The following is a 23,539-nucleotide window of genomic DNA, read 5'->3' as shown; positions in this document are numbered from 1 at the left end:
GGTTTTGGTCTTCAGTTTCAGGTCTTGAGTAGTCGTGAAATCAGGGCTTGTTGTCTTCGACCAGCTGGTCGATGGCGGCCCAGGGATCGTCCTTCATGCCGGTCGAGGAGAAGATCTCCAGGTCGATCGAGCCGTCCTCGAGGACGTCGATCTCCCAGTATTCTCCCGGCGCATGCACGAGGAAGGAGAAGGCGTCGTCGCGATAGGACGACGTCTCATAGGACAGGTTGGCCTCGTCGAGACGCGCCTTGACCTGCTTGAACACGTCGAACATGCCGACGCGCATTTCGGTGGGCTTGGTCACTTCTTCTTGCCTCCGAAGGGATTGGAGCCCCCAAGCCCCGGCAATCCCCTGCCCGGCATCCCGCCGAGCCCCGGCAACTTCGGCATCATGCCGGCAGGCGGCGTGACGCCCTTGGGCAAACCGGGGAAGCCCCCCGGCGGCAGGCCCGGCATGCCACCGCCCGCGCCGAGCTGCTTCTGCAGTTCGGCGAGCTGCGCCGGATCCATCTTCGACGGGTCGGGCATACCGGCCGGAAGCCCGCCCATGCCTCCGCCGATGCCGAACATCGAGCCGAGCTTGCCGAGCATGCCGCCCTTCTGCTTCTGCATCTGCTTCATCATGTCGGCCATGCCGCGATGCATCTTGAGCAGCTTGTTGATCGCTTCCGGCGAAGTGCCGGAGCCGGCGGCGATACGCTTCTTGCGGCTGTTCTTGAGAATGTCGGGGTTCTTGCGCTCGGCCGGCGTCATCGAGTCGATGATCGCGATCGACTGCTTGAACAACTTGTCGCCCACCCCTGAGGCAAGCTGGCCCTGCATCTGCTTCATGCCGGGCAGCATGCCCATCACGCCGCCGAGGCCGCCCATCTTGCCCATCTGCTCGAACTGCATGCGCATGTCGGAGAGGTCGAAATTGCCCTTGGCGAGGCGCTGGGCCAGGGCCTGGGCCTTGTCGGCATCGACCGTCTGCGCCGCCTTCTCGACGAGGCCGACAATGTCGCCCATGCCGAGGATGAGGTTGGCGACGCGCGAGGGGTGGAAATCCTCCAGCGCGTCGGTCTTTTCGCCGGTACCGACGAGCTTGATCGGCTTGCCGGTGACGGCGCGCATCGAGAGCGCCGCACCGCCGCGGCCGTCGCCGTCCATGCGTGTCAGCACGATGCCAGTCAGGCCGACGCGGCCGTCGAAGGCGCGCGCCGTGTTGACCGCATCCTGACCTGTCAGCGCGTCGGCGACGAGCAGCACTTCGTGGGGATTCGTCGCGGCCTTGACCTCGACGACTTCGGCCATCAGCGCCTCGTCGAGCGTGACACGGCCGGCGGTGTCGAGCATCACGACGTCGTAGCCGCCGAGCCTACCGGCTTCCATCGCGCGCCGGGCGATCTGCACCGCGGACTGGCCGGCGACGATCGGCAGCGTCGCCACGCCGACCTGGGTGCCGAGCACCGCGAGCTGCTCCATCGCGGCCGGGCGTCGCGTGTCGAGCGACGCCATCAGCACTTTCTTCTTGTTGCGATCGGTCAGGCGCTTGGCGATCTTCGCCGTCGAGGTCGTCTTGCCCGAGCCCTGCAGACCGACCATCAGGATCGGCACCGGCGGCACAGCATCGAAGCTGATGCCCTCGCCCTCGCCGCCGAGCATCTCGATCAGCGCATCGTTGACGATCTTGATGACCTGCTGGCCGGGCGTGACCGACTTCAACACCTCGGCGCCGACGGCCCGCTCGCGGACCTTGTCGGTGAAGGAGCGCACGACCTCGAGCGCAACGTCGGCCTCGAGCAGCGCCTTGCGCACCTCGCGCAGCGCGGCGTTGACGTCGTCCTCGGTCAGCGAGCCCCTGCGGGTGAGGCCCGAGAGGATGCCTGACAGCTTGTCGCTCAGAGTACCGAACATACGGACCAGCCTGCTTGCCTCAGGAAGCCGCCAAAGCCTCGACCCTACCGCCAAACGGTTTCGCGCCCGAGGGCGCAGACGCGCTGTCGGGCGTTGACCTCCGGGCTCATGAAGCGTGAAGCGGCCCGGTCGGCGGATGCGGTCTCGACGATGTCGGCGAAACGGATGGCGCGTTAAAGCCGAAGAATGTGGCGAAAGTCAAGGTTCGGGCCGACAAGCCGCTGCAACCGGTCGTTCATCCGCCAGGGTTTGAGCGCTCCGGATGCTCCGCTATACACGACGCCCTTGCCCGGCCGGAGATCGATGATGACCACGAGAGCTCTCAAGACCTGCTTGTTCGGAGTTATCGCTGCCGTCCTGGGAACCTCGCAGGCAATGGCGCAGGCCTGCCCGGGCAACTTCAAGGCCGATGGAGTGCCGATGGTCACGGGGATCACCTATCGCAGCTGGGACCTCATCAAGGGCAAGGCGCCGACAGCCGTCCTGAAGAACCTCGCCGCTGCAGTTGCTGCCGAGGGTTTCGCCGGCATCCGCGTCGACAACGCGACAAGTTCGGTCGTCGCGATCCAGGAAACCAGCGGCTCGGGCCGTCCCCAGCATCTGCGCGTGACGGCGCGTCAGAGTGGACCGGCCACGCGAGTCGATGCGGCCTTCGTGGTGCAGGCCGGACAGGTTGCCCCGGAGGGTTACGTCCGCGATGCGCTCTGCCGCGTCATCGCCGGCGGACGCGGCTGACACCGCAGAGTTGCATTGCCTGCCCATCCGGATCACCCGGCACATCGCCCCCTCACCTGAGAGTTGACAATGTACCTGCTCCCCTCTCGCTTCGCCTTGCTCGCGATCGCCCTGCTCGCTGCCGGCTGCGCCGGCGAGCCGCAGCGCACGACCCCGCTGAGCCAGGGCGCGTCCGACCGCCTCGCCACCGTCAAGCTCGATCCGGCCGAAGCCACCCGCATCTTCAACGCCTATCGCGCGAGCCAGGGTCTCGGCCCGGTCAGGCTCGACCCCGCTCTGACCGCCATGGCTCAGCGCCAAGCCGATGCGATGGCCGCGTCGAACTCGCTCTCCCATGACGCCGCCGGCAATTTCACAGCGCGCGTTCACGCCGCCGGCCTCAATGGCGCGCGCATCGCCGAGAACGTCGGTGGCGGCTACTATTCGACGGCCGAGGCCTTCGCCGGCTGGCGCGCCTCCGGCGGGCATGACGCCAATCTGCGGATGCCCGAGGCGACACGCTTCGGCATCGCGCTCGCCAAGAACCCGCAATCGCAATACCGCGCCTGGTGGGCGCTCGTCGTTTCCAGCGACCGGGAGCGCCGCGTCGAGATGCCGACCGGGCCCGTGGCCTATTTCGGCTCGAACCCGCAGCCGCTCCGCTAGAGGCGAAGCCCCCTTTACATTCGCGTCGCCTTGGGGATGGCTCGCCGCAGCCATATCCCGGAGCCTGCCATGACCTTCGAAACCTGGGCTGCCTTCACCGCCGCCACCGCTGTCCTGCTGGTGATTCCCGGACCGACGATCCTTCTCGTAGTGTCCTACGCGCTCGGCCAGGGCTGGCGCACGGCGCTGCCGACGGCGGCCGGCGTGGCGCTCGGCGACTTCACCGCGATGACGCTCTCCATGCTCGGCGTCGGCGCCTTGCTGGCGACCTCGGCGACCGTGTTCACGGCGCTGAAATGGGTCGGAGCGGCCTATCTGGTCTGGCTCGGCATCAAGCTGTTCCGTGCCGGCGGCACGCTCGATGCCAAGCCGCGCGAGGACGCCGTCTCGTCGCTGAAGATGCTCGGCCATGCCTGGCTGGTGACGGCGCTGAACCCCAAGAGCATCACCTTCTTCGTCGCCTTCCTGCCGCAGTTCCTCGATCCGAAGGCGGATTTCTGGACGCAGATGCTGATCTTCGAGGCGACCTTTGTGACGCTCGCAGCACTCAACGCCTTCGGCTACGCGCTGGTCGCCTCGCGCGCCCGCGCCGTCGTGAGGAGCCCGCGCGCGATCCGTGCCATCAACCGGACCGGCGGGGCCCTGCTGATCGGGGCCGGCATCGCGACCGTCGCGATGCGAACCAGCACGCGCTGACGACCGGACAAAGGTTCATGACCGCGCGCGACGCTGCGACCCTCGATTTCTACGCCGCCGAGGCGCAAGCCTATGCCGACCGCTCGCGCGAGGCCGAGCATGAGCGGATTGAGGCATTCGCAGCAGCCCTGCCCTCCGGCGCCCGCGTGCTCGAACTCGGCTGCGGCGGTGGCCATGACAGCGTGGAACTGCTGGCGCGCGGGCTGGACCTCGTACCGACCGACGGTTCGCCAGAACTTGCCGCACAGGCGAGCGAACGACTCGGCAGGCCGGTCGAGGTGCTGCTGTTCGAGGATCTCGACTCTCAGGAAGCCTTCGATGGCATCTGGGCCCATGCCTGCCTGCTGCACGTGCCGCGCAGCGCCCTGCCCGATGTCCTCGACCGCATTCACGTTGCAATGAAGCCCGGAGGGCTATTCTACGCCAGCTACAAGGCCGGCACCGAGGAAGGACGCGACCGTTTCGGCCGATACTACAACTATCCCTCGCCGGATTGGTTGAAAGGCGCCTATGGCGCAGATCGCTGGCAGAGGCTCGATCTCGTCGAAGACCTCGGCGGCGGCTATGACGGCGAGCCGACACGCTGGCTGCATGTGACCGCGGTCAAGCGAGCGTGAGGACGCCGGGGCTTGACGCTGTCCCACGCAGCCCCACCTTGTCCGCCATGAACCGTCGCAAGCTTCTCTCCCTCATCGGCATCCCCGCCATCCTCGGGACAACCGGAGCCGCCTGGGCCTCGATCTCCCGCTCCCGCAACCCCTATTATCAGGGGCCCGTGACGGAGAACTTCAACGGCGTCGTCTTCACCGACGGCAGGCCGGTGACCAAGGGGCTCGCCGACGTGCTGAAATGGCAGACCTCGAAGCGCGATCGCGAGGCCTTTCCGGCGCACTACGCGGCCCCGCCGCAGGACAAGCCGCCGGCCACCGTCGAAGGCGCCCGTATCGTCCATCTCGGCCACGCCTCCTTCCTCTATCAGGTCGCAGGCCTCAACCTGCTGATCGATCCGGTCTATTCGCAGCGCGCGAGCCCGCTGTCGTTCCTCGGTCCGCGTCGCGTCAACGAGCCGGGCGTCGCGTTTGACGACCTGCCCCGTATCGATGCCGTGCTGGTCACGCATAATCATTACGACCATCTCGACATAGAGACCTTGGCCCGCCTGCATGAGCGCGACCGCCCGCGCATGATCATGCCGCTCGGCAACGACACGATCATCAGGGCCCGCATCCCCGATGCCGCCGCCGAGGCACATGACTGGTCGGTCCGCCTCGCGCTGTCGGATTCCGTCGCGGTCACGCTTGTACCAAGCTATCACTGGTCGGCGCGCGGCGCCTTCGACCGGCGCATGGCGTTGTGGTGCTCCTTCGTCATCGAGGCGGCCGGCACGAAGATTTTCCACATTGGCGACACCGGTTATCATGATGGCTCGCTCTACGAGCGCCTTGGCGCCGAGTATGGGCCGTTCCGCCTCGCGGTTCTGCCGATCGGCGCCTATGAGCCGCGCTGGTTCATGTCGGACAACCACATGAATCCGGACGAAGCGGTGAAGGTCATGCTGGCGCTCAAGGCGGAAGAAGCTCTCGGCCACCACTGGGGGACCTTCCAGCTCACCGATGAGGGCATCGAACGCCCGCCGGCCGCGCTCGCCACCGCGTTGGCGCAGGCCGGGTTGGCCGAGGAGCGCTTCAGGCCGATGCGGCCGGGCCTCAGCTGGACTGCTTAGCGTCGTTTGACGCTTCCTCAGCCCTCATCCTTAGGATCCATTCCGTCAGGAATGGCGTCTCGCAGGATGCTGCAGGAGGCTCTGCAGCCATCTGGAGCATCCTGCGAGACGCTGCTGCGCAGCTCCTCACGATGAGGGCTGGAGTTATTGACCGCGGCTGGCTGCTAGCGCGGCTGGACGTAGACGTTGATCTCGAGATTGGGGTCGGCCGGATCCGTGAGCTCGCCGACATACTCCTCGAGGAACGCATCCTTCACGGTGATGCTCTTGGCCTCGAGATAGGCGGTGATCGTCTCATAGGTCGAGTCGATATCGTCATAAGGCGCGATGTGGACAAAGCGCAGCGACGGCCCCTCGGGTGACATCCCCGCACGAACGCCGTTGCCCAAGGCAGGCACGCCGGCCGGCCCCTGCCCGACCGGCAGCATCGCCTGATAGCGGAAGCCGTTGTCGTCGGTTTCCAGGAACAGCGTCAGCGGCCGCCCCGCGATCGGAAGCTGCGCCTTCGCCGCCTCTTGGCGCAGGATGCGGAAGCTCTCCGCCAACCGCTTGAAGCCCTCGTCCCAACCGGCCGTGCCCGACAGCGTCAGGACCGGCTTGGCGACGAGCAGGACCGGATCGACATCGCTCGGATCGCCGCGCTTGCCGGCCAATGTGGCGTTGGGGTCGGGGACTCCTGTCTGCTGCTGTGTCGGCGGCTGCACGGGCTGCACTGGCCCTGGTGCCGGCAAGGTCGGCGGCGGCTGCACGGGCTGCGGCTCGAGCGGCAGCTGCGGCGTCGGCGCGGGCTGCACGGGCTCCGGCGTCACCGGTCGTTGCGGTGCCGGCGCGGGCTGGACCGGTTGCGGCCCTGGAACGGGTTCCGGCACGGCCGCAGGCGGATTGGGCACCGGCTGCGCCTGGGCCGGCACGGCAGCGCCAGGTGGCGGCGCCAGCGGCGCCGATTCGACGGCTGTCGGTGGCGCGACGCGTGTCTGGGCGAAAGCCGCCATAGGCACGCACAGCAGAGCGCTCAGCGCCACAACAGCAATCCGGGAATGCCGCATCGTCATGGTCCTGCTCACTGCAAACGATCTTGAAAGTGATTCGCGCCCTTGCAGCGCAACATAGAATGTCCACTTACCCCAAGGAACAGCCTGGCAAGAAACGACCTGGAGGGTGGCTTTTTAACGTCACCTCCGTCATAGAGCCGCGTTTCATGGGATGTGTGACAGAATGAACGCCCTTGCCCATCGCCGGTTCCTCAAGATGAACGGTCTCGGCAACCAGATCACGGTGCTGGACCTGCGTGGAACGAAGCTGCGCGTCGGCGAGAGCGATGCCCGGGCGATCGCAGCCGAGCCTCGCGCCCGCTTCGACCAGCTCATGGTCCTGCATGACGCGCTGACGCCAGGCACCGACGCCTTCATCCGGATCTACAACACCGACGGCTCCGAAGCCGGTGCCTGCGGCAATGGCACCCGCTGCGTCGCCTGGGCGATGCTGGCCGACACTACCATGGGCGATCCCGCGAAGACGGCTCTGACTTTGCAGACCAAGGCGGGGCTGCTGCCGGCGCGGCGCGAGAGCGAGCTCGTCTTCACGGTCGACATGGGCGCCCCCAGGCTGGGATGGGAGGAGATCCCGCTGGCAGAGCCGTTCCACGACACCGCCCATTTCGAGCTCCAGATCGGCCCGATCGACGATCCGATCCTGCACACGCCCTGCGCCGTCAACATGGGCAATCCGCACGCGGTCTTCTTCGTCGACGATCCCTATCGCTTCAACCTGGAGCAGATCGGGCCCCTGCTCGAGAATCACCCGATCTTCCCCGACCGCGCCAATATCGAACTCGCCGCCGTGAAGGCGCCCGACCATATCGTCCTGCGTGTCTGGGAGCGTGGCGCCGGCATCACCCAGGCCTGTGGATCGGGGGCCTGCGCGGCCCTCGTCGCGGCCGTGCGCCGCGAGCTTTCGGCCCGCAAGGCCGTCGTCAGCCTGCCCGGCGGCGATCTCACCATCGAATGGCGCGAGAGCGACGGCCATGTCCTGATGACCGGTCCAGTCGAGTTCGAATGGGAGGGCACGCTCGCCCCCGAACTCTTCGAGGCCGCCGCCTGATGACCCTTGAGGTCGTCACCTTCGGCTGCCGCCTCAACATCGTCGAGGGCGAGTCGATCCGGCGCCAGGCTGAGACCGCCGGAATCGCCGACCTCGCCATCGTCAACTCCTGCGCCGTGACAGCCGAGGCGACGCGGCAGGCACGGCAGGCGATCCGCCGGCTCCGGCGCGAACGGCCCGATCGGCCTGTCGTCGTCACCGGCTGCGCCGCGCAGATCGAGCCGGAGCGCTTCGCGCAGATGCCGGAGACCGCCCGCGTCATCGGCAATGCCGAGAAGACGCAGGCTGCGACCTGGATCGGACTCGCACGCTCGAACAGCCTGATGGCGGCAGCGGACGACGCTCCCGCCGACAAGATTGCGGTCGGCGACATCATGGCCCAGACCATGCTGGGCGCGGTCGAAAGCGGCCGCTCGGCCCGGCAGACGCGCGGTTTCGTGCAGGTGCAGAACGGTTGCGACCACCGCTGCACGTTCTGCGTCATCCCCTTCGGCCGCGGCAATTCGCGCTCGCTCGCGCCCGACGCTGTGGTCGCGCAATGCCGCCGGCTGGTCGAGTCCGGTGCGCGCGAGATCGTCCTCACCGGCGTTGACCTGACGAGCTATGGCCGCGACCTTGAGTACTCTGGGAATCGGACGGCACCGACGCTCGGCCGGCTCGTTCGCGCGATCCTGCGCGCGCTACCCGAACTGCCGCGCCTGCGCCTCTCCTCGATCGACGCCGTCGAAGTCGATGACGACCTGCGTGCTTCAATCGCGACCGAACCTCGATTGATGCCGCATCTGCATCTCTCACTGCAGGCTGGCGACGATTTGATCCTGAAGCGCATGAAGCGCCGCCATGGCCGCGACGACGCGATCCGCTTCTGCGCCGAGATGCGTGAGCTCCGCCCCGACATCGCCTTCGGCGCCGATCTGATCGCCGGCTTCCCGACCGAGGACGAGGCGATGTTCTCCCGCTCGCTCGACCTGATCGCCGAATGCGGGCTCAGCTTCGTTCACGCCTTCCCCTATTCGGCGCGCCCGGGCACGCCGGCCGCGCGCATGCCGCAGCTGCAGGGCGAGGTCGTCTCCGAGAGGGCGGCCCGCCTGCGCGCCGCCGCCGCGAAAGCCCACGCCGCGCATCTCGATGCCCGCCTCGGCCGGCCGCTCAGCGTCCTGACCGAACGCGGCAATACCGGCCGCGCCGAGGATTTCACGCTGGTCCGCTTCGCTCGCGACGTAGCCGCCGGGGAAATCCTGCCCGTCTCGGCAGGCCTGGCGGACGCACGCGCCTTGCTGGCGGCGTAGACGCTCAGCCGTCCCGCGCAGCGCCGCTGACGCGCTGAACCTGGTTGTTGCAGTAGCCGCGCGGATTCCACGCGATCTCCAACGGCTGGGTGTGGCCCTCGACGTCGCGCGCCCGCGCCAGCACGGCGAGCGGCCCGGCACGCTCGATTGCGAATTCGGCGCTGAAGCGCCGCCAGGCGAAGGGCCCCTCGCCCTCCTCCAGTGCCGCCTCGACCCAGTTGGCTCCGCCGTCCCGGGAAACGCGGACGCCGGCGAGCGGGATCGCACCGCTCCAGGCGAAGCCAGAGACATCCAGCATGCCGCCGACGGGGACGGTGAAGCCATGCACGGGCGAGGTTACCAGCGACTTCACCGGCATGTCGGTGATGACAGCGAACTGGCTTTCATCGAGCGGCTCGCCCGGCCGCATCGGCCGTGTCGGCATGCGGTAGTCCGTCCCGCGCATCTTCTCGCCGTCATGCTCGCTGGAGCGCAGCGCGATGCGGTCGAGCCATTTCTGCCAGGCCGAGCCGGGGAAGCCCGGCGCCACGATCCGCAGCGGTCCGCCATGCAGGCGCGGCAGCGGCTCGCCGTTCATGGCGAAGGCGATCAGCGTTTCCGGGCTCAGCGCCTTGGCGATCGGCAGGCCACGGGACAGGGCCGGCCGCGACGGATCCTTGATCAGCCGGTCGGGCGCGTAGTGCCCGGTATAGACCGCCGTGGGCCGGACGCCGGCATGCTCGAGCACATCCTTCAGCCGCACCCCGGTCCAGCGCGCACAGCCAACCGCGCCAAGTCGCCAGGGCAGCCCGTCGGTCGCCGGCGAGAATTGCGAGCGGCCATTGCCTGCGCATTCAAGCACGGCGGTGACGGTGACCGTCTCGAAGTTCTCGCGCAAGCCTGCAACCGTCCAGACGGCTGGCCGTTCGACCTCGCCGTCGATCGTCAGCGTCCAGTCGCGGCCGGCCTCGATTGCCGGCACGTCGCCATTGTTGCGGATGAAGAAGGCGTCGATCGGCGTGACCGGATCACGCAGCAACTCAAGCGCCGGCTCGGCATTCAGCGCGGCGTCGTCGTGAACATAGAGGCCTGGCTTGAGGCGGCGCAGCAACGGCAGGTCGAGCAGGGGATGAGGCAAACAGCCGCTCTCCGGTTGGCATCGTCGGGCACGCCGGAGAGGCCGGAGCGCGGTGTCGTCGTGCCCAGCTTAGACCAGCCCGCCCACGAAGGCGATGCCGAGGCGGCGCCCCGTCCGCTGCCCCCGCTACGCCTTGGTCGCGACCTCCTCGCGCAAAGCCCGCCTGAGGACCTTGCCGACATTGGTCTTCGGCAGGCTCTCCCGGAAGAAGATCTGCTTGGGCACCTTGTAGCCGGTCAGGCTTTCCTTGCAGAACAGGCGCAGTTCATCGGCCGTCAGCGTATCGTCCTTGCGCACCACGAAAGCCGTGACGGCCTCGCCGGAATGCTCGTCAGGCAGGCCGATCACCGCCGATTCCAATACGCCCGGGTGCATCGCGATGACGTCCTCGACCTCGTTCGGATAGACGTTGAACCCGGAGACCAGCACCATGTCCTTCATGCGGTCGACGATGCGGATCTGCCCGTCCGGCTGCATCACGCCGATGTCGCCGCTGCGGAAGAAGCCATCCGGCGACATCACCTTGGCCGTCTCGTCAGGGCGCTTCCAGTAGCCCGCCATCACCTGCGGGCCGCGGATGCAGATCTCTCCGGCCTCGCCGATCGGCAGGTCGTTGCCCTCGGTGTCCCGGATGGCGATGTCCGTCGACGGCAGCGGGAAGCCGACCGTGCCGGTGAACTCGGAAATGTCGGGCCGGTTGATCGAGGCGACCGGCGAGGTCTCCGACAGGCCATAGCCCTCGATGATCGGCCGGCCGGTGACCTGCTTCCAGTGCTTGGCAACGGCGGCCTGCGTCGCCATCCCGCCTGAAACGGCAAAGCGCAGCTCGTCGAAATTCACCTGCGCGAACTCAGGGTGGTTCGCGAGCGCGTTGTAGAGCGTATTGACGCCCGAGATCAGCGTGAACCGGCTCACCTTCAGCGTCTTCACGAAACCGGCGATGTCGCGCGGATTGGCGATCAGCAAGCCCTTCGCGCCGATCCGCAGCATGAACAGGCAGCAGCAGGTCAGGGCGAAGATGTGGTAGAGCGGCAGCGCCGTCACCATGACGTGCTGATAATCGCGACGTCCCAGCGGCGGCTCCAGCGCCCAGCCAAGCCAGAGGCCGCATTGCTCGACATTGGAGGCGACGTTGCGATGCGTCAGCGTCGCGCCCTTGGCGACGCCGGTCGTGCCGCCGGTATATTGCAGGAAGGCGACATCATCCGGCGTCACCGTCACCGGGGACATCTCCTCGGCTCCCGCCAGGATCGTCCTCAGCGGCACGAAATCCGGCAGGTTGAAGGGCTTGACCACCTTCTTGATGCGGCGTGCGACGAAATTGACGATATGTCCCTTGAAGCCCATCAGGTCGCCCGGTGTCGCGACGACGATGGCATCGAGCTTCAGCTGTGGCTTCGCCTCCTCGACGACATGGGCGAAGTTCTCGATCACGACCAGCACGCGGGCGCCGGAATCATTGATCTGGTGGGCGAGTTCGCGCGCCGTGTAGAGCGGGTTGACGTTGACGACGGTGTACCCGCCGATCAGGGCGCCGAAGATCGCCGCCGGATAGGCGAGGATGTTGGGCATCATCAGCGCCACGCGATCCCCCTTGCGGAAGCCCCTGGACTGCAGCCAGCCTGCGAACGCCCGCGCCGCCGCTCCCGTCTCCGCAAAGCTGATCGTCTTGCCGAAGCTCTCGAAGGCCGGGCGCCCGCCATAGTTCTCGCAAGCACCGGCGATCAGATCCGCCAGCGTCCCGGCATCGCCGATCTGCGGCGGCACCGCGGCCGGATAATGCGCCAGCCAGGGCCGCGGATCGTGCTTCGCCTGCTGGGCGCCGCTCGCGTTCATCATCATCCTCCCCTGTCGCCCCGCATTCACCCGTCGAACAGGCGTGCCGGTCCTTTTTGGTGGTCCTACACTGCGGAACAGCTTCGGCGGGCGCAAGCGCCCGCCGAATTCTTATCTGCTTAAAGGTTTACATGTAAACTGATTTGACGCCCGGGCAAGCGCCGCCGGCGTCCCGGGCGAGGCGGATTGGCCGATCAGGGCTCCACCTGATCGGATCTGCCGTTCAGCCGCGCGCCTGCGCCAAGGCATGTGCCGAAACGATGGCCTCGGCCGGCTTGCCCGCGAGCTCAGCGAGGTGATCGAAGCGCGCGCTGAAGGAGCCGACGCCGGACGTCGCCGAGCGCAGCTCGACGATCAGCCCTGCCATCTCCGCCTCCGGCATCAGCGCATTGATCTGATCCCAGCCGCGCCAGCCCGGCCGCGCGTCATAGCCCAGGATCTGTCCCCGCCGGGCCGAGACGATGGCCGAGGCGCGCGACATCGCCTCGGAGGGGATGACGACCTCCACGGCGAGGATCGGCTCCAGCAGCACGGACTTGGCCTGGGGCACCGCCTCCGCCATCGCGATCCGCGCCGCCTGACGGAACGCCATGTCAGAGGAATCGACGGTGTGATAGGAGCCGTCGGTCAGCGTCACCTCGAGATCGACGAGCGGGAAGCCGAGCGGTCCGGTGCGACAGTAGTCCCGCACGCCGGCCTCGACCGAGGCGATGTATTGCCGCGGCACCGCGCCGCCGACGATGCGATCGACAAAGCGGATGCCCTCTCCCCGGGCCAATGCCGCAACCTCAAGGACGACGTCGCCATACTGACCATGGCCACCGCTCTGCTTGCGGTGGCGCCCCCGGGCGCTGCCACGCCCGCGGATCGTCTCGCGGTAGCCGATCTGCGGCGGACGGCTCTCCACTCCCACGCCGTAACGGCTTGCCAGCCGTTCCAGCGTGACGCGCAGATGCATCTCGCCCTGCCCTGCCAGGCGCAGTTCACCGAGCTCCGGCAATTGCTCGATCGCCAGTGCCGTATCCTCATCGGCAAGCCGCGCCAGGGACGATGTCAGCTTGACGTCGTCCTTGCGATCCTTGGCCGCGACCGCCAGCCCATGCACGGCCTCGGGCGGCGCGATCGTGCTGACCAGCGGGGCTCGCAGCTTGCCGAGCGCGATCGCATCGCCGGTCGCGACGCCATCGAGCCGTGCGAAGGCCGCGACATCGCCTTCCTCGACGGCGGGGCGGCGCAGCTGCTCCTGCCCCTTGAGCTCGACGACCCCGGCGATGCGCGTCTCGACGCCACTCGATGAGGTCACGACATCGCCTTCCGCCAGCCGGCCACGCAACACGCGGGCGAGCGAGAGCTTGCCGCCATGGTTGGAATGCCAGGTCTTCATCACCTGGGCGAGCGGCACGCCATCGGCGACGACGCCGATCCGCCCGCGGGTCTCGGCCAGATCGGGCGCCTCATGGCGAAGGGCCTTGAGCAGCCTCGTCACGCCATTGCCGCGCTCGGCCGAACCGATCAGCACCGGCACGACGTGACGATCCTGCAACTCGCGGGCGAGGTCGTCGAAGACGCGGTCCTGCGGCGGCTCCATGTCCGCGAGCAGTTCCTCCATCAGCGCATCGTCGTAATCGGCCAGCTTCTCCAGCATCGAGAAGCGCGCTTCCTTCTCCCGTCCTGCCTCCTCCGCCGCGAGGGGCACGACCTCGCTCGCCGCATGCTCCCGGTAGATGAAGGCCCGCTCGAGAGCGAGATCGATGAAGCCGATCGCGATCCCGTTCAGCCAGATCGGGATCTGGCGGAGCAGCAGCGGCGTCCGGGATGCCCGTTGCAGGATGGGGATCGTTTCGCGCACGCGCCGCGTCGCCGTGTCGATCTTGTTCAGGAAGAGGAAGCGCGGGATATCGGCCTCCTCCAGTTCGCGCAGCACGAGTTCGAGCGCCGGCGCCTTTCGGTCGTCCGCCTCGCAGACGACGATCGCGGCGTCGATCACCGGCAGGACATGGCGCATCTCGTGAAGGAATTCGACGGAGCCGGGGCAGTCGATGAAATGATAGCGCTCGCCCAGGAATTCGACGCTGGCGACGTTGGGATCCGTGCTCATCTGATGCGCGCGCGCTTCGGGCGAACTATCCCCGATGCTGTTGCCCGTCTTCACCGTTCCAGCGCGCGACAGTGCGCCGCAGCGTTCCAGAATGCTCTCGAGCAGGGTCGTCTTGCCGCTCTGGAAGGGGCCCACGATGGCGATGCATCGCGGCCCCGCTCGTCTCACGCCGTTCGCGGATTCTCCGGTTCGGGATGGGATTGGCATGCTGTCCTCCTTCGGGTCTGTCCGCGAAGGGCAGCAAGGCGAGAGCCTCGAAGTCCCGCTGCGGCATGAAGCCGGCGGGGACGGATGGACGTACCCACGCCGGTCGGGCGGCGGTCGCACCGGCCCGACGAGACCGGGCGGCCGTCGAAGAGGGATTGTGGGGGCAGGTTCGCGCCGTTGGAGGCGGGGCGCAAGACAAAGTTCTTGTGCGATGCAGCGGCGCCGAAGACTGCGGCCGGCTAGCGGAAACGGGTCTGGAGGAAAAGCGACCGTCGGCGCCTATGCCTTCTGAGCGGCGAGCCTGACCCCCAGGCTGATGAAAAGCAGGCCCATCGCCCGTTGAAGCCACAGCGCAACCCGCGCGCTGCGGCGTAGCCTGCTCGTCAGCTGTGCCGCTCCGGCGACGAGCCCGAGATTGATGACGATTGCGACCACGTTGCTGGTCACGCCCAGCAGGACGAGCTGCATCGTGACGTGCCCGGCCTGCGCATCGATGAACTGCGGCAGGAGCGCGACATAGAAGATCGCGACTTTTGGATTGAGCACATCGCTCCAGAACCCCTGCCAGAACACCGCGCGCAGGCTCCGCCCGCTCATTTCGCTGCCCGTGAGGTCCACCAGCGCGTCACGGCTCAGCATGGCGCGGATGCCGAGGTAGCAGAGATAGGCCGCCCCCGCCCACTTCACGATGGTGAAAGCGGTGGTCGAGGCCAGTAGCAAGGCGGACAGGCCGACGATCGCCGCGGCGAGATGCACATAGGCACCGGCATTGATCCCGAGCGCCGCCATGCTCCCTGCCCTGCGCCCTTGCGCGACGGTGCGGGTGAGCATGTAGGCCATGTCCGGCCCCGGCACGAGGACCAGGACGATGGAGGAGGCGACGAACAGGAGGTAAGCGTGCAGGCTCATGCGCGAATAGTGCAACTTCGTCAGATTGCAGCAGGTCCGCTACCGGTCGCTAAACGCCCGGGGCGCCACCATGCGCCGCATCCCCTGCCCGCTCAGAAGCTCACCTTGAGTTGGGCCGAGCCGCCCAGGCGGTTGCTGTTGCCGGAGAGTTCGCCATCGATGTTCAGCCCGAGCGAGATGCGCTCGCTGAGCTTCGCCTTGAGGCCGGCAGAGAGGAGTGCACTGTTGCGGTCGGCCTCGGCACCGGTCGCGGCGAAGCTTGCCCCGGGCAGCCCGATCAGGCTCGCGGTGAGGTCCGCATCGCGCTGGAAGTAGTGCGCCCAGGCCGCACGGACATATCCCGTGACCGGGACCGAACCCAGCACCGCATCGGCATCGAACTGCGCGCCTAGCTCGCTGCGGGCGGTGACGTCGTTGCGCTTGTTGAGCGCCAACGCCCCGGCGTTGCCACCGATCCAGTTCGCCTCGATCACGGCCGGACTGCGCGCATGCGTCGCCTGGAGCGCCGCGAGCGGCGAGACGGCGAGGCCGTTCCAGCTGAGCAGCGCCGTGCTCGCCTGCAGCCGCCCGCTCCAAGCGGTCGTCGCGTAGGACGAGGATAGGCTGGAGCCCACGGCAGGGATGCCGCGGCTGACATCGTTCTCGAGCCTGGCATAGCTCAGCGCGCCGCCGAGCTTCACCGGCCCGAGCTGGGTCGCACCGTACAGGCCGGCCTGGAAGACGTCGGCGTCGATCTTGCCGAGCACGCCCGGCAGCGAGGCGCGCGCCGTGCCACCAGAGACCGCGATGCCGGCCACCGTCCCCGGCATCAGGCGGACATCGACGCCGGTTGCCAGATGGGCATCGTCGATGCTTCGGCTGGCCGAGCCCATGCGGGCGGCGCCGTCGGTGCGGCCATAGGAGCCATAGGCAGAGCCCCAGACCGAGTAGAACGGCGCGTCCAGCCGCGACGGCTCGACGGGCTGGTCCGCGCCCTTGCGCACGAGGCCGGAAAAGGCAGCGCTAGCCGGCCCGGCCGAACCTGCGCCGAGCCGGCCGGCGGCGGTCGGATCGAGCATGGTGCGCAGGAACTGGTCGGAGACGACATTCGCCATCGCAGGCGCCGCCGTATGGACCTCGCCCGAGAGGGTATTGACCGCCGCCGGAATCGCAGCCGCCGGCAGGTTGTAGATGGCGAACAGCGACGATGGGTTGCCACCGTTCGCCACCGCCGCATCGATGGCCGAAGCCACGGAAAAGGCGTTGACCGATGACACGACACCCGGCGCAGGCGCCACGATCGGCACCAGCGGCTTCGGCGTCAGCGACAGCTGCACATCGGTGGCCGTGTAGTTCACGGCCGTGCCGACGGCGGCGCCGAAAGCGCCGGTCGCGTCGACCTGACTGAAGCTGCCGCTGCGCCCGCCCGTGGCCGACAGCAGGGTGTAGGGCGAGTAGAACTGGTAGGCCCCACCCAGGGAGACGACCCGCAGCGTTCCGGCGAGCGCGGCTGTGCCGTTCACGTTGACCCGGTCTGCGACCGCACCCTGCAGCTCGGCGAGATAGACCGCGGTCGGCCCCAGCGTCAGGTTGCCGTTGATCGTCATCGTCCCCGGCGAGTTGCCCGGCGACAGCGTCCCGTTCACAGTCATCGACGGCAGCGTGCCGGTACCGCTGACGGTTCCGCCGGCCGCGACAGTCAACCCCGACGAGGATGCGATCGTGCTGTTGACGACGAGCGTGCCGCCCCGGACCTCGGTCGCACCGGTATAGGTGTTGGCGCCCTGCAGGATCGTGGTGCCGTTCTCGGTAATGACCGTGCCCTTGCCGACGATGGCGGCATCGACGGCATAGCCCGAAGCGGTGTGGTTGAAGACCAGCTTGCCGGTACCCGAGCCGAACCGGATCGTTCCGACCTGCATGAAGCCTGGTGCTTGCGGCGCGGCGCCCTGTGCGGCGCCGATATTCACCGTTCCCGTCGAGCCGGCACCGTTGGCGATACTGATCTGCCCGGTGCTTGCGGTCATGCGCACCGTGCCGCCATTGGCGAAGGTCGCCTCGGCCGAGCCGAGATTGCCCACCATCAGATATGTCGTGCCCAGCCACAGAGAATTCTCGCCGGAGACCGTTAGGTCGCCGCGCGAACCGGCATACCAGCCCATGATGCCCTGGTTGGTCTGGTGCACGGCGCCGCCCGAGATGACGGCGCTGCCCTGCCCGTAGTTGCCGAGGACGGTGTAGCCGCTGGTATCGAGGCGCGAGCCAGCGCCGTCGAGCGTGAGAGTGCCTTTGCCCGCCGCCTGGTGCCCGACCAGCGTGTTGAACGCTACGGCGACCCGGGCGCCATCGGAAATGCCGAAATTGGCGGTACCTTGAGAGCCCACGACGAGAGCCGCGCGAATATTCCAGGCGCTGCCGTTCCCGCTGACGGTCGCTGTTCCACGCGACCCCGCATTCTGGGCGAGCGTGACGCCGCTGTCATCCGCACGGGCACCTGCGAGGATCGATATCGTGCCGTCGCCGCTCACGCCGATGCCATGGCCGTTGCGCGCGTAGTACGACGTATTGGCACCGGACAGCGTCATGGTGCTCACACTGCCGGCGAAGTTGGCCGAAGTGACTGTCTCCGAAAAGTTCGCAGTGGCTCCATCCGTCAGGAGCAGGGTACCGGTACCGTTGAAGCCGAGACTCAGGAAACTGCCGGTCAACTTCGTCGTCGGCCCGGCCACCTGCAGGACGCCGGTTTGGCCCGCGGCCTGACCGATGACGATGGAATAGGCGCTCAGCGAAGCGCCTGCCGACAAGGCGAGCGACGCGGTCGATCCGGCAGCCCCGAGCTGCAAGTTATTGACGTTCGCCGCGATGCCGCTGAGCGTCGGGAAGACCGTGCCGCCGGCGGCGACGATCGTGGTGCCAACCCCGGCGGGCACCACACCTGTCGACCAGTTGGCGGTGTTGTTCCAGTCGGGAGTAGTGCCGATCCAGCTCTGTGCCGCGGCCGGGGCTGCGGCCATGACAGCGAGGCTGACGGTCGACAACAACGCCCACGTTGCCTGGTGGAGGGAACGCGAGGTCGTAGGCATAAGCAATCCATCGGAGCGCAAGGGAAGGCCGCATTAGCGCTGGATTGCGCCACGTTCTGTCAAGACCGTTTCCGCCGGATTCAAAAATAGTCAACTAATTTGGAGCTGAACCCGGCACCACCGATCACGGATGCTGGTTCACACAAGGCTCAATGCCACGTGACAGCTGGGACCGAACCTAGTTCGGGATGGCCGAGATTCGTTTCTCACTACCGATCGTGGCGTGCGGCACCGGAATGTACTCTGGTGCCCTCTGGGTCATCCGGCCGGAAGGTATCGGTGTGGCCGGCAAGGCTTGGCGGCAGGATCGCTCCGAACAGAACCTCGCACGGATGCTTGCGGCATCGCCGCGCGGCTGAGCGCAGGGCGATCGGCGCGGATTTCGGGACTATTGACCGCCTCGGCGCTGCCCGTCTCGACCGGCCCCGGCGTCATCAGCATCGCCCCCCTTCCTTTCGAAATTAACTTTCTGATAAGGTTTTCGAGATTCCTTTCCGGTGACGACGGTTCGCCGCACCCGCGGCAAGCCATATCCCGCAATCAGGAGGTGACCGCATGAAGCGGGCAACGATCGCCGCCAAGGCTCTCCCGTTCCCCGGCATGGGCCGCAACAAGCGCAAGGCGATCCCGCTTCTGATCTCCCTCGCTGCACCGGCACTGGGTGCGTGCAGCATGTCGCCCGTCGAGACCGCTGCGACGACCGCTCCCACGACGAAGGAGGCCCACAAGGCCCGCAAACGCGCTGTCGATCTGGCCAAGGCCGACCCGCGGGAGAAGGAATGCCTCGTTCGCGCGATGTATTTCGAATCGAATCGGTCGAGCGAGGCCGGCCTGCTGAGCGTCGGCACGGTCGTGATGAACCGGGTGGAAGCGCCCCGCTATCCCGAGACGATCTGCGGCGTCGTCGGGGCGCCCCGCCAGTTCGCCGCGGGCGTGCTCACGCGTCAGATGGCTGCTCGCGACCTGCCGAAGATCGAGGCCATCGCCGAGGATATCCTGAATGGCCGGCGCCACGATGCCGTCGGATCGGCCAAGCATTTTCACATGGCCGGCATGCGCTTTTCCTATCCCAACATGCATTACGTGACGGTGGCAGGCGGCAACGCCTTCTACGTGAAGGGCGAGCGCCCCGAACGCCGTCGCATCGAGGAGCCGAGCTATCAGCTGGCTGCGGTCTCCGCGCCCGCGCCTATCGCTACCGCCTCTTCGACGATGCCGACCTCCTTCGCCGCCGCGCCGCTGGCCTTCGCCTCGGAAGCGCCCGCACCGGCAGTCACGGCCTCCGCGAGTGCGGCCGTCCGGCTCGTCAGCAACGCGCCGTTGCCGCCCAACCGGCCGCTCGACCTCGACCTGCCAAAGAAGACCCAGCGCGCATTCGTCTCGCCGCCCGCGAGCGACGTCCGCCTCGCTGCGCTGATGCCGGCCTCCGGCCGTCTTCGCGGGTCCCTGCAGCAGGACTGACCTGTACCAGGAGCACTGCCGCCGATGCATGGAGCACCGGCGGCGAAGCTGATGCGAGGCCTGGGCCTGCTCGGCTTGCGTGGCGACTAAGGCCCAGAGCGACGGCTTCTTACAGATTCCGCCTTTCGCCCCGCAGCGTCGCCAGTCCGATGCCCACCGCATCGAAGCCTCCATCGACGGCCAGCGTCTGGCCGGTGATGTAGCTCGCCTGTTCGCTGCACAGGAAGAAGATCGAGGCCGCCAGTTCCTCCTCCAGCCCGTAGCGGGCGAGCGGGATCGCGTCGCGATAATCGGCGCGGATCTCGGGGCTGTGCACCGCCTGCGCCATGGCCGTCTCCACCGGCCCCGGCGCCACTGCGTTGACCCGGATGCCGAGCCCCGCGAATTCCGCCGCCTGCTGCTTGGTGAGATGCGCCAGCGCCGCCTTCGAGGTGCCGTAGGCGACACGCAGCGTCGAGGCGCGCAGACCCGAGATCGAGGTGATGTTCACGATGGCGCCGCCACCTGTATCGGCCATCAGCGGCGCAGCGAGCTGGCTCGTCAGGAACGGGCCGGTCAGATTCACCGCCAGCACGCGGTTCCATTCGGTGAGGCTGGTCTCCAGCACCGGCTTGAACACGGCGGTGCCGGCATTGTTGACGAGCGCGTCGAGCCGCCCGAAGCGGGCGATGAGCGTCGCAAATGCGGTTTCGACCTGGCCCGGCTCGGACACGTCGCAGGCTAGCGCCAGCGTATCCTCGGGCAGCGCGAGTGCCGCAACGGCGGTCTCCAGCGCCGGCCAGTCGATGTCGAGCAGCGCGACCTGCCAGCCCTCCGCGAGGAAGCGCTTCGCGGTGGCGAGCCCGATGCCGCGCGCGGCGCCGGTGACGAGGGCGACCCTGTTGCTTTCCTGAGGCATTTTTTCCGACCCGATGGCTGTCATTCTCGTTGGGCCCAGCCTATGCACGGACGCGTCGCCCCGGCCAAGCGTAAGGGCGCGCAGCCTTTAGCCGCGACAGCCGCTCGACAAACGCCGCCTTCTCCTGTATGGCCCGCGCACTCAACTGAAAACAGCGTGCCGAACGCCCGCGCAACCAAGCGCGACAACGGCAATTGGAGAGACCCGTGAACATCATCGAACAGCTCGATAAAGAGCAGATCGCCAAGCTCAGCGAAGGCCGCGAGATCCCGCACTTCCAGCCCGGCGACACCGTCCAGGTCAACGTGAAGGTCAAGGAAGGCGAGCGCAGCCGCGTTCAGGCCTATGAAGGCGTCTGCATCGCCCGCAACGGCGGCGGCCTCAACCAGAGCTTCACCGTCCGCAAGATTTCCTACGGCGAGGGCGTCGAGCGCGTCTTCCCGCTGTTCTCGCCGAACCTCGATTCGATCAAGGTCGTCCGCAAGGGCAAGGTGCGCCGCGCCAAGCTCTATTACCTGCGCGATCGTCGCGGCAAGTCGGCTCGTATCGCCGAGCGTGTCGAGGCCAAGGCCCCCAAGGGCGACAAGGCTGCCGGCAAGTAAGACTGGCGCCAGCGCTGGAACATTCGAACGCGGTCCTTCGGGGCCGCGTTTTTGTTTGGCCAGGACACAACATCAATCCAACTCATGCACTGAAAGCATGGCGGATCACGCACCCCTCGGGTTGTCGACAGGGCAGCGACATTCTATATGCATGCAAATCATTAGCATGCTATCGAAATGCACCCATGGCACTCCCGGATCTCCAGGCCGACTTCACGTTCGAACTCGCGGCGGTCAACCGCAAGCTCCGGACGCTCGTCGACGAGCGCGCCCGGGAGATGGGCCTGACGCTGTCCCGGGCCCGGCTGCTGATGCAGCTCGGGCGTGCGGATGGGCCGACCCAATCCGACCTGGCCGGCCTCCTCGACATCGAACAACCGACGCTGGTGCGGCTGCTGGATGGGCTCGAGCGGAAGGGCATGATCGAACGCCGCGCCGTCGAGGGTGACCGGCGCGCCAGGCGCGTCTTCCTGACCGAGACGGCCCGCGCCCAGGCCGAAGACATCCTCAAATTCCTGGCCGAGCTCCGGGCCGACATCCTCCAGGGCATCGCGCCGGCGGAGCTCGAAACAGCCCTCGACGTCCTGCGCCGGACCTCGCGCAATATCGTCGCGGGGCGGAGCGCTGCCCCATGAGCACGCCCACGCCCTCCCCCGCACCGGCCCCCGACTCTGCGGCTGCGCCGGCCTGGTTCACGATGCCGCTGCCCCGGGCGTTCGCCTATATGCTCGCATCGACGACGCTGGCGATGACCCAGCAGATCGGGCAGAACCTCGTCACGGCCAACGTCTACCAGATCCAGGGCGAGCTCGGCGCCACGATCGCCGAAACCAACTGGCTGATCGCGGCCTACATGGCGCCTAACGTCTCCCTCTCGATCGCCCTGATCAAGATCCGGATGCAATACGGGCTGCGCCATTTCGCGGAGCTCAGCCTCGCCGGCTTCGTGCTTGCCGCACTCCTCAACTTCTTCGTCTACGACCTGCAATCGGCCGTGGCGGTGCGCTTCATGAGCGGCATGGCGGCCGCGCCGATGTCCTCGCTCGCCTTCTTTTACATGATCGAGCCGATGGTACCGAAGCGGAAGCTCTCCGTCGGGATCTCGCTGGCGCTGACCAACACCGCGCTCGGCCCGCCGGTGACACGGCTGATCTCGCCCTGGCTGCTCGAGCATGGTGGTTTCCATGGCCTGACCCTGTTCGAGATGGGACTTGCCATGCTGGCCTTCGGCTTCGTCTATGCCCTGCCGTTGGCAACGCCGCCGCGCGTGAAATGCATCGGCCTGCTCGATGTGGTCAGCTACCTGCTGATCGCCATCGGCTTCGGCGCGATCGCGATCACGCTGAGCCTCGGCCGCATCTACTGGTGGTTCGAGGCCCCCTGGCTCGGCTGGCTCGCCGCGCTGGCCGTCACCTGCCTGGCGCTGGCCGCGATCATCGAACTGCATCGCGAGAGCCCGCTGATCGACATCCGCTGGCTCACGAGCCCGACGACGCTGCATTTCGCCGGCGTCCTGCTCCTGCTGCGCGTCGTCCTGTCCGAGCAGTCGGTCGGGGCCTCCAACTTCTTCCAGGCGCTGGGTCTCCAGAACGAACAGACCCTGCCGCTCTACACCGTGATCCTCGGCGCGATCGTCGCCGGCGGCCTGACCTGCGCGGCGCTGCTGCGCCCCGGCCGCGAGAACGCCTTCTATGCCGCAGCGCTGGCCTGCGTCGCGCTCGGCGCCTGGCTCGACAGCGGCGCCACCAGCCTGACCAGGCCGCACGACATCTGGCTCAGCCAATCACTCGTGGCCTTCGGCTCCGCGCTGGTCCTCCCGGCGGCGATGGGCCAGGGCCTCGGCGCCGCGATCGCACGCGGACCGCTCTACATCCTGAGCTTCATCACCGTCTTCCTGTTCACGCAGAGCATCGGCGGCCTGCTCGGTTCGGCGATCTTCGGTACCTTCATCACGCTGCGCACGAACTTCCATTTCCATGTGCTGGCGGAGCACTTCGCCCTGTCCGATCCGCTCGTCTCGGCGCGCGTCGGCCAGCTCGGCGGCGGCTACGGGCATGTCCTCACCGATTCCGCTCTCACGCGCGCCGAGGGGGTGACCCTGCTCGCCCAGCAGGCGACGCGGGAAGCGACCGTGCTCGCCTACAATGACGCCTTCCTGCTGATCGCGCTCATCGCCGGCCTCGCCCTCAGCGGGCTTCTCGCCCATCTTGCCATCCTGCATCTGAAATCGCGCGCGACCGCGCCGGCCCCTGCGGCCGCCTGACC

At 67.5% G+C, this 23,539-nt stretch carries 20 protein-coding genes; 11 read left to right on the top strand and 9 right to left on the bottom strand.

What is annotated here, in order from left to right:
- Positions 1–40 precede the first annotated feature (40 nt).
- Positions 41–304, bottom strand: coding sequence for a hypothetical protein (locus VGN82_RS23170; protein WP_327529437.1), 264 nt, complete (start codon positions 302–304; stop codon positions 41–43).
- On the bottom strand, positions 301–1,896 hold the full coding sequence (ffh, locus tag VGN82_RS23165) for a signal recognition particle protein (protein WP_327529436.1): 1,596 nt from the start codon (positions 1,894–1,896) through the stop codon (positions 301–303). The genes VGN82_RS23170 and ffh overlap by 4 nt, the downstream gene beginning before the upstream one ends.
- Positions 1,897–2,202: 306 nt before the next feature.
- Between ffh and VGN82_RS23160 the strand changes: the two genes are divergently transcribed.
- From VGN82_RS23160 to VGN82_RS23140, 5 genes are all read left to right on the top strand, one after another.
- Positions 2,203–2,631 carry a hypothetical protein gene (locus VGN82_RS23160; RefSeq protein ID WP_327529435.1) on the top strand — a complete coding sequence of 143 codons (429 nt, stop codon included), beginning with the start codon at positions 2,203–2,205 and terminating at the stop codon, positions 2,629–2,631.
- Positions 2,632–2,700: 69 nt separating this feature from the next.
- The gene (locus VGN82_RS23155) at positions 2,701–3,276 is read left to right on the top strand and encodes a CAP domain-containing protein (RefSeq protein ID WP_327529434.1); all 576 of its coding nucleotides are present in this window, start codon (positions 2,701–2,703) and stop codon (positions 3,274–3,276) included.
- Positions 3,277–3,345: 69 nt separating this feature from the next.
- Positions 3,346–3,972: a LysE family translocator gene (locus tag VGN82_RS23150; RefSeq protein WP_327529433.1), complete on the top strand. Its 627-nt coding sequence runs from the start codon at positions 3,346–3,348 to the stop codon at positions 3,970–3,972.
- 17 nt (positions 3,973–3,989) lie between these two features.
- A complete protein-coding gene (locus VGN82_RS23145) occupies positions 3,990–4,589 on the top strand; it encodes a class I SAM-dependent methyltransferase (protein WP_327529432.1) in 600 nt (199 codons plus the stop codon).
- 47 nt (positions 4,590–4,636) lie between these two features.
- A complete protein-coding gene (locus VGN82_RS23140; RefSeq protein ID WP_327529935.1) occupies positions 4,637–5,695 on the top strand; it encodes an MBL fold metallo-hydrolase in 1,059 nt (352 codons plus the stop codon).
- A 164-nt stretch (positions 5,696–5,859) separates the two neighbouring features.
- Here VGN82_RS23140 and VGN82_RS23135 read toward each other — a convergent pair whose 3' ends face one another.
- The gene (locus VGN82_RS23135; RefSeq protein WP_327529431.1) at positions 5,860–6,741 is read right to left on the bottom strand and encodes a GyrI-like domain-containing protein; all 882 of its coding nucleotides are present in this window, start codon (positions 6,739–6,741) and stop codon (positions 5,860–5,862) included.
- 169 nt (positions 6,742–6,910) lie between these two features.
- Here VGN82_RS23135 and dapF point away from each other — a divergent pair, with 169 nt between their 5' ends.
- Both dapF and mtaB read left to right on the top strand, forming a co-directional pair.
- A complete protein-coding gene (gene dapF / locus VGN82_RS23130) occupies positions 6,911–7,795 on the top strand; it encodes a diaminopimelate epimerase (RefSeq protein WP_327529430.1) in 885 nt (294 codons plus the stop codon).
- Positions 7,795–9,084 carry a tRNA (N(6)-L-threonylcarbamoyladenosine(37)-C(2))-methylthiotransferase MtaB gene (gene mtaB, locus VGN82_RS23125; protein ID WP_327529429.1) on the top strand — a complete coding sequence of 430 codons (1,290 nt, stop codon included), beginning with the start codon at positions 7,795–7,797 and terminating at the stop codon, positions 9,082–9,084. The genes dapF and mtaB overlap by 1 nt, the downstream gene beginning before the upstream one ends.
- A gap of 4 nt (positions 9,085–9,088) precedes the next feature.
- Here the strand turns inward: mtaB and VGN82_RS23120 are convergent, their stop codons facing one another.
- The 5 genes from VGN82_RS23120 to VGN82_RS23100 all read right to left on the bottom strand — a co-directional run bounded on the left by VGN82_RS23120 (position 9,089) and on the right by VGN82_RS23100 (position 18,268).
- Positions 9,089–10,201, bottom strand: coding sequence for a sulfite oxidase (locus VGN82_RS23120; RefSeq protein WP_327529428.1), 1,113 nt, complete (start codon positions 10,199–10,201; stop codon positions 9,089–9,091).
- Positions 10,202–10,327: 126 nt separating this feature from the next.
- Complete coding sequence (locus tag VGN82_RS23115) at positions 10,328–12,037, bottom strand: AMP-binding protein (RefSeq protein ID WP_327529427.1); 1,710 nt, start codon at positions 12,035–12,037, stop codon at positions 10,328–10,330.
- Between the two features lie 223 nt (positions 12,038–12,260).
- Positions 12,261–14,342, bottom strand: a complete 2,082-nt coding sequence (locus VGN82_RS23110; RefSeq protein WP_327529426.1) for an elongation factor G — start codon at positions 14,340–14,342, stop codon at positions 12,261–12,263.
- A 279-nt stretch (positions 14,343–14,621) separates the two neighbouring features.
- Positions 14,622–15,251: a LysE family translocator gene (locus VGN82_RS23105; protein WP_327529425.1), complete on the bottom strand. Its 630-nt coding sequence runs from the start codon at positions 15,249–15,251 to the stop codon at positions 14,622–14,624.
- A gap of 92 nt (positions 15,252–15,343) precedes the next feature.
- On the bottom strand, positions 15,344–18,268 hold the full coding sequence (locus tag VGN82_RS23100) for an autotransporter outer membrane beta-barrel domain-containing protein (RefSeq protein ID WP_327529424.1): 2,925 nt from the start codon (positions 18,266–18,268) through the stop codon (positions 15,344–15,346).
- 600 nt (positions 18,269–18,868) lie between these two features.
- Here VGN82_RS23100 and VGN82_RS23095 point away from each other — a divergent pair.
- On the top strand, positions 18,869–19,774 hold the full coding sequence (locus VGN82_RS23095; RefSeq protein WP_327529423.1) for a cell wall hydrolase: 906 nt from the start codon (positions 18,869–18,871) through the stop codon (positions 19,772–19,774).
- Between the two features lie 109 nt (positions 19,775–19,883).
- Here the strand turns inward: VGN82_RS23095 and VGN82_RS23090 are convergent, their stop codons facing one another.
- Entirely contained in the window at positions 19,884–20,672 is a 789-nt protein-coding gene (locus tag VGN82_RS23090) for an SDR family NAD(P)-dependent oxidoreductase (RefSeq protein WP_327529422.1), read from the bottom strand.
- 206 nt (positions 20,673–20,878) lie between these two features.
- On the opposite strand from VGN82_RS23090, the gene rplS reads away from it, so the two are divergent.
- The 3 genes from rplS (at position 20,879) to VGN82_RS23075 (ending at position 23,537) form a co-directional block, all read left to right on the top strand.
- Positions 20,879–21,274, top strand: coding sequence for a 50S ribosomal protein L19 (gene rplS, locus VGN82_RS23085; protein ID WP_327529421.1), 396 nt, complete (start codon positions 20,879–20,881; stop codon positions 21,272–21,274).
- 185 nt (positions 21,275–21,459) lie between these two features.
- A complete protein-coding gene (locus tag VGN82_RS23080; RefSeq protein WP_327529420.1) occupies positions 21,460–21,909 on the top strand; it encodes a MarR family winged helix-turn-helix transcriptional regulator in 450 nt (149 codons plus the stop codon).
- Complete coding sequence (locus tag VGN82_RS23075; RefSeq protein ID WP_327529419.1) at positions 21,906–23,537, top strand: efflux MFS transporter permease; 1,632 nt, start codon at positions 21,906–21,908, stop codon at positions 23,535–23,537. Before VGN82_RS23080 ends, VGN82_RS23075 begins: the two co-directional genes overlap by 4 nt.
- The last annotated feature ends 2 nt before the right edge of the window (positions 23,538–23,539 follow it).

It is taken from the genome of Allobosea sp. (genome assembly GCF_035999205.1).
In the GTDB taxonomy this organism is placed as follows: Bacteria; Pseudomonadota; Alphaproteobacteria; order Rhizobiales; family Beijerinckiaceae; genus Allobosea.
Note: the sequence above shows the minus strand (reverse complement) of the source record. Positions and strands in the feature narration are given on the sequence as shown.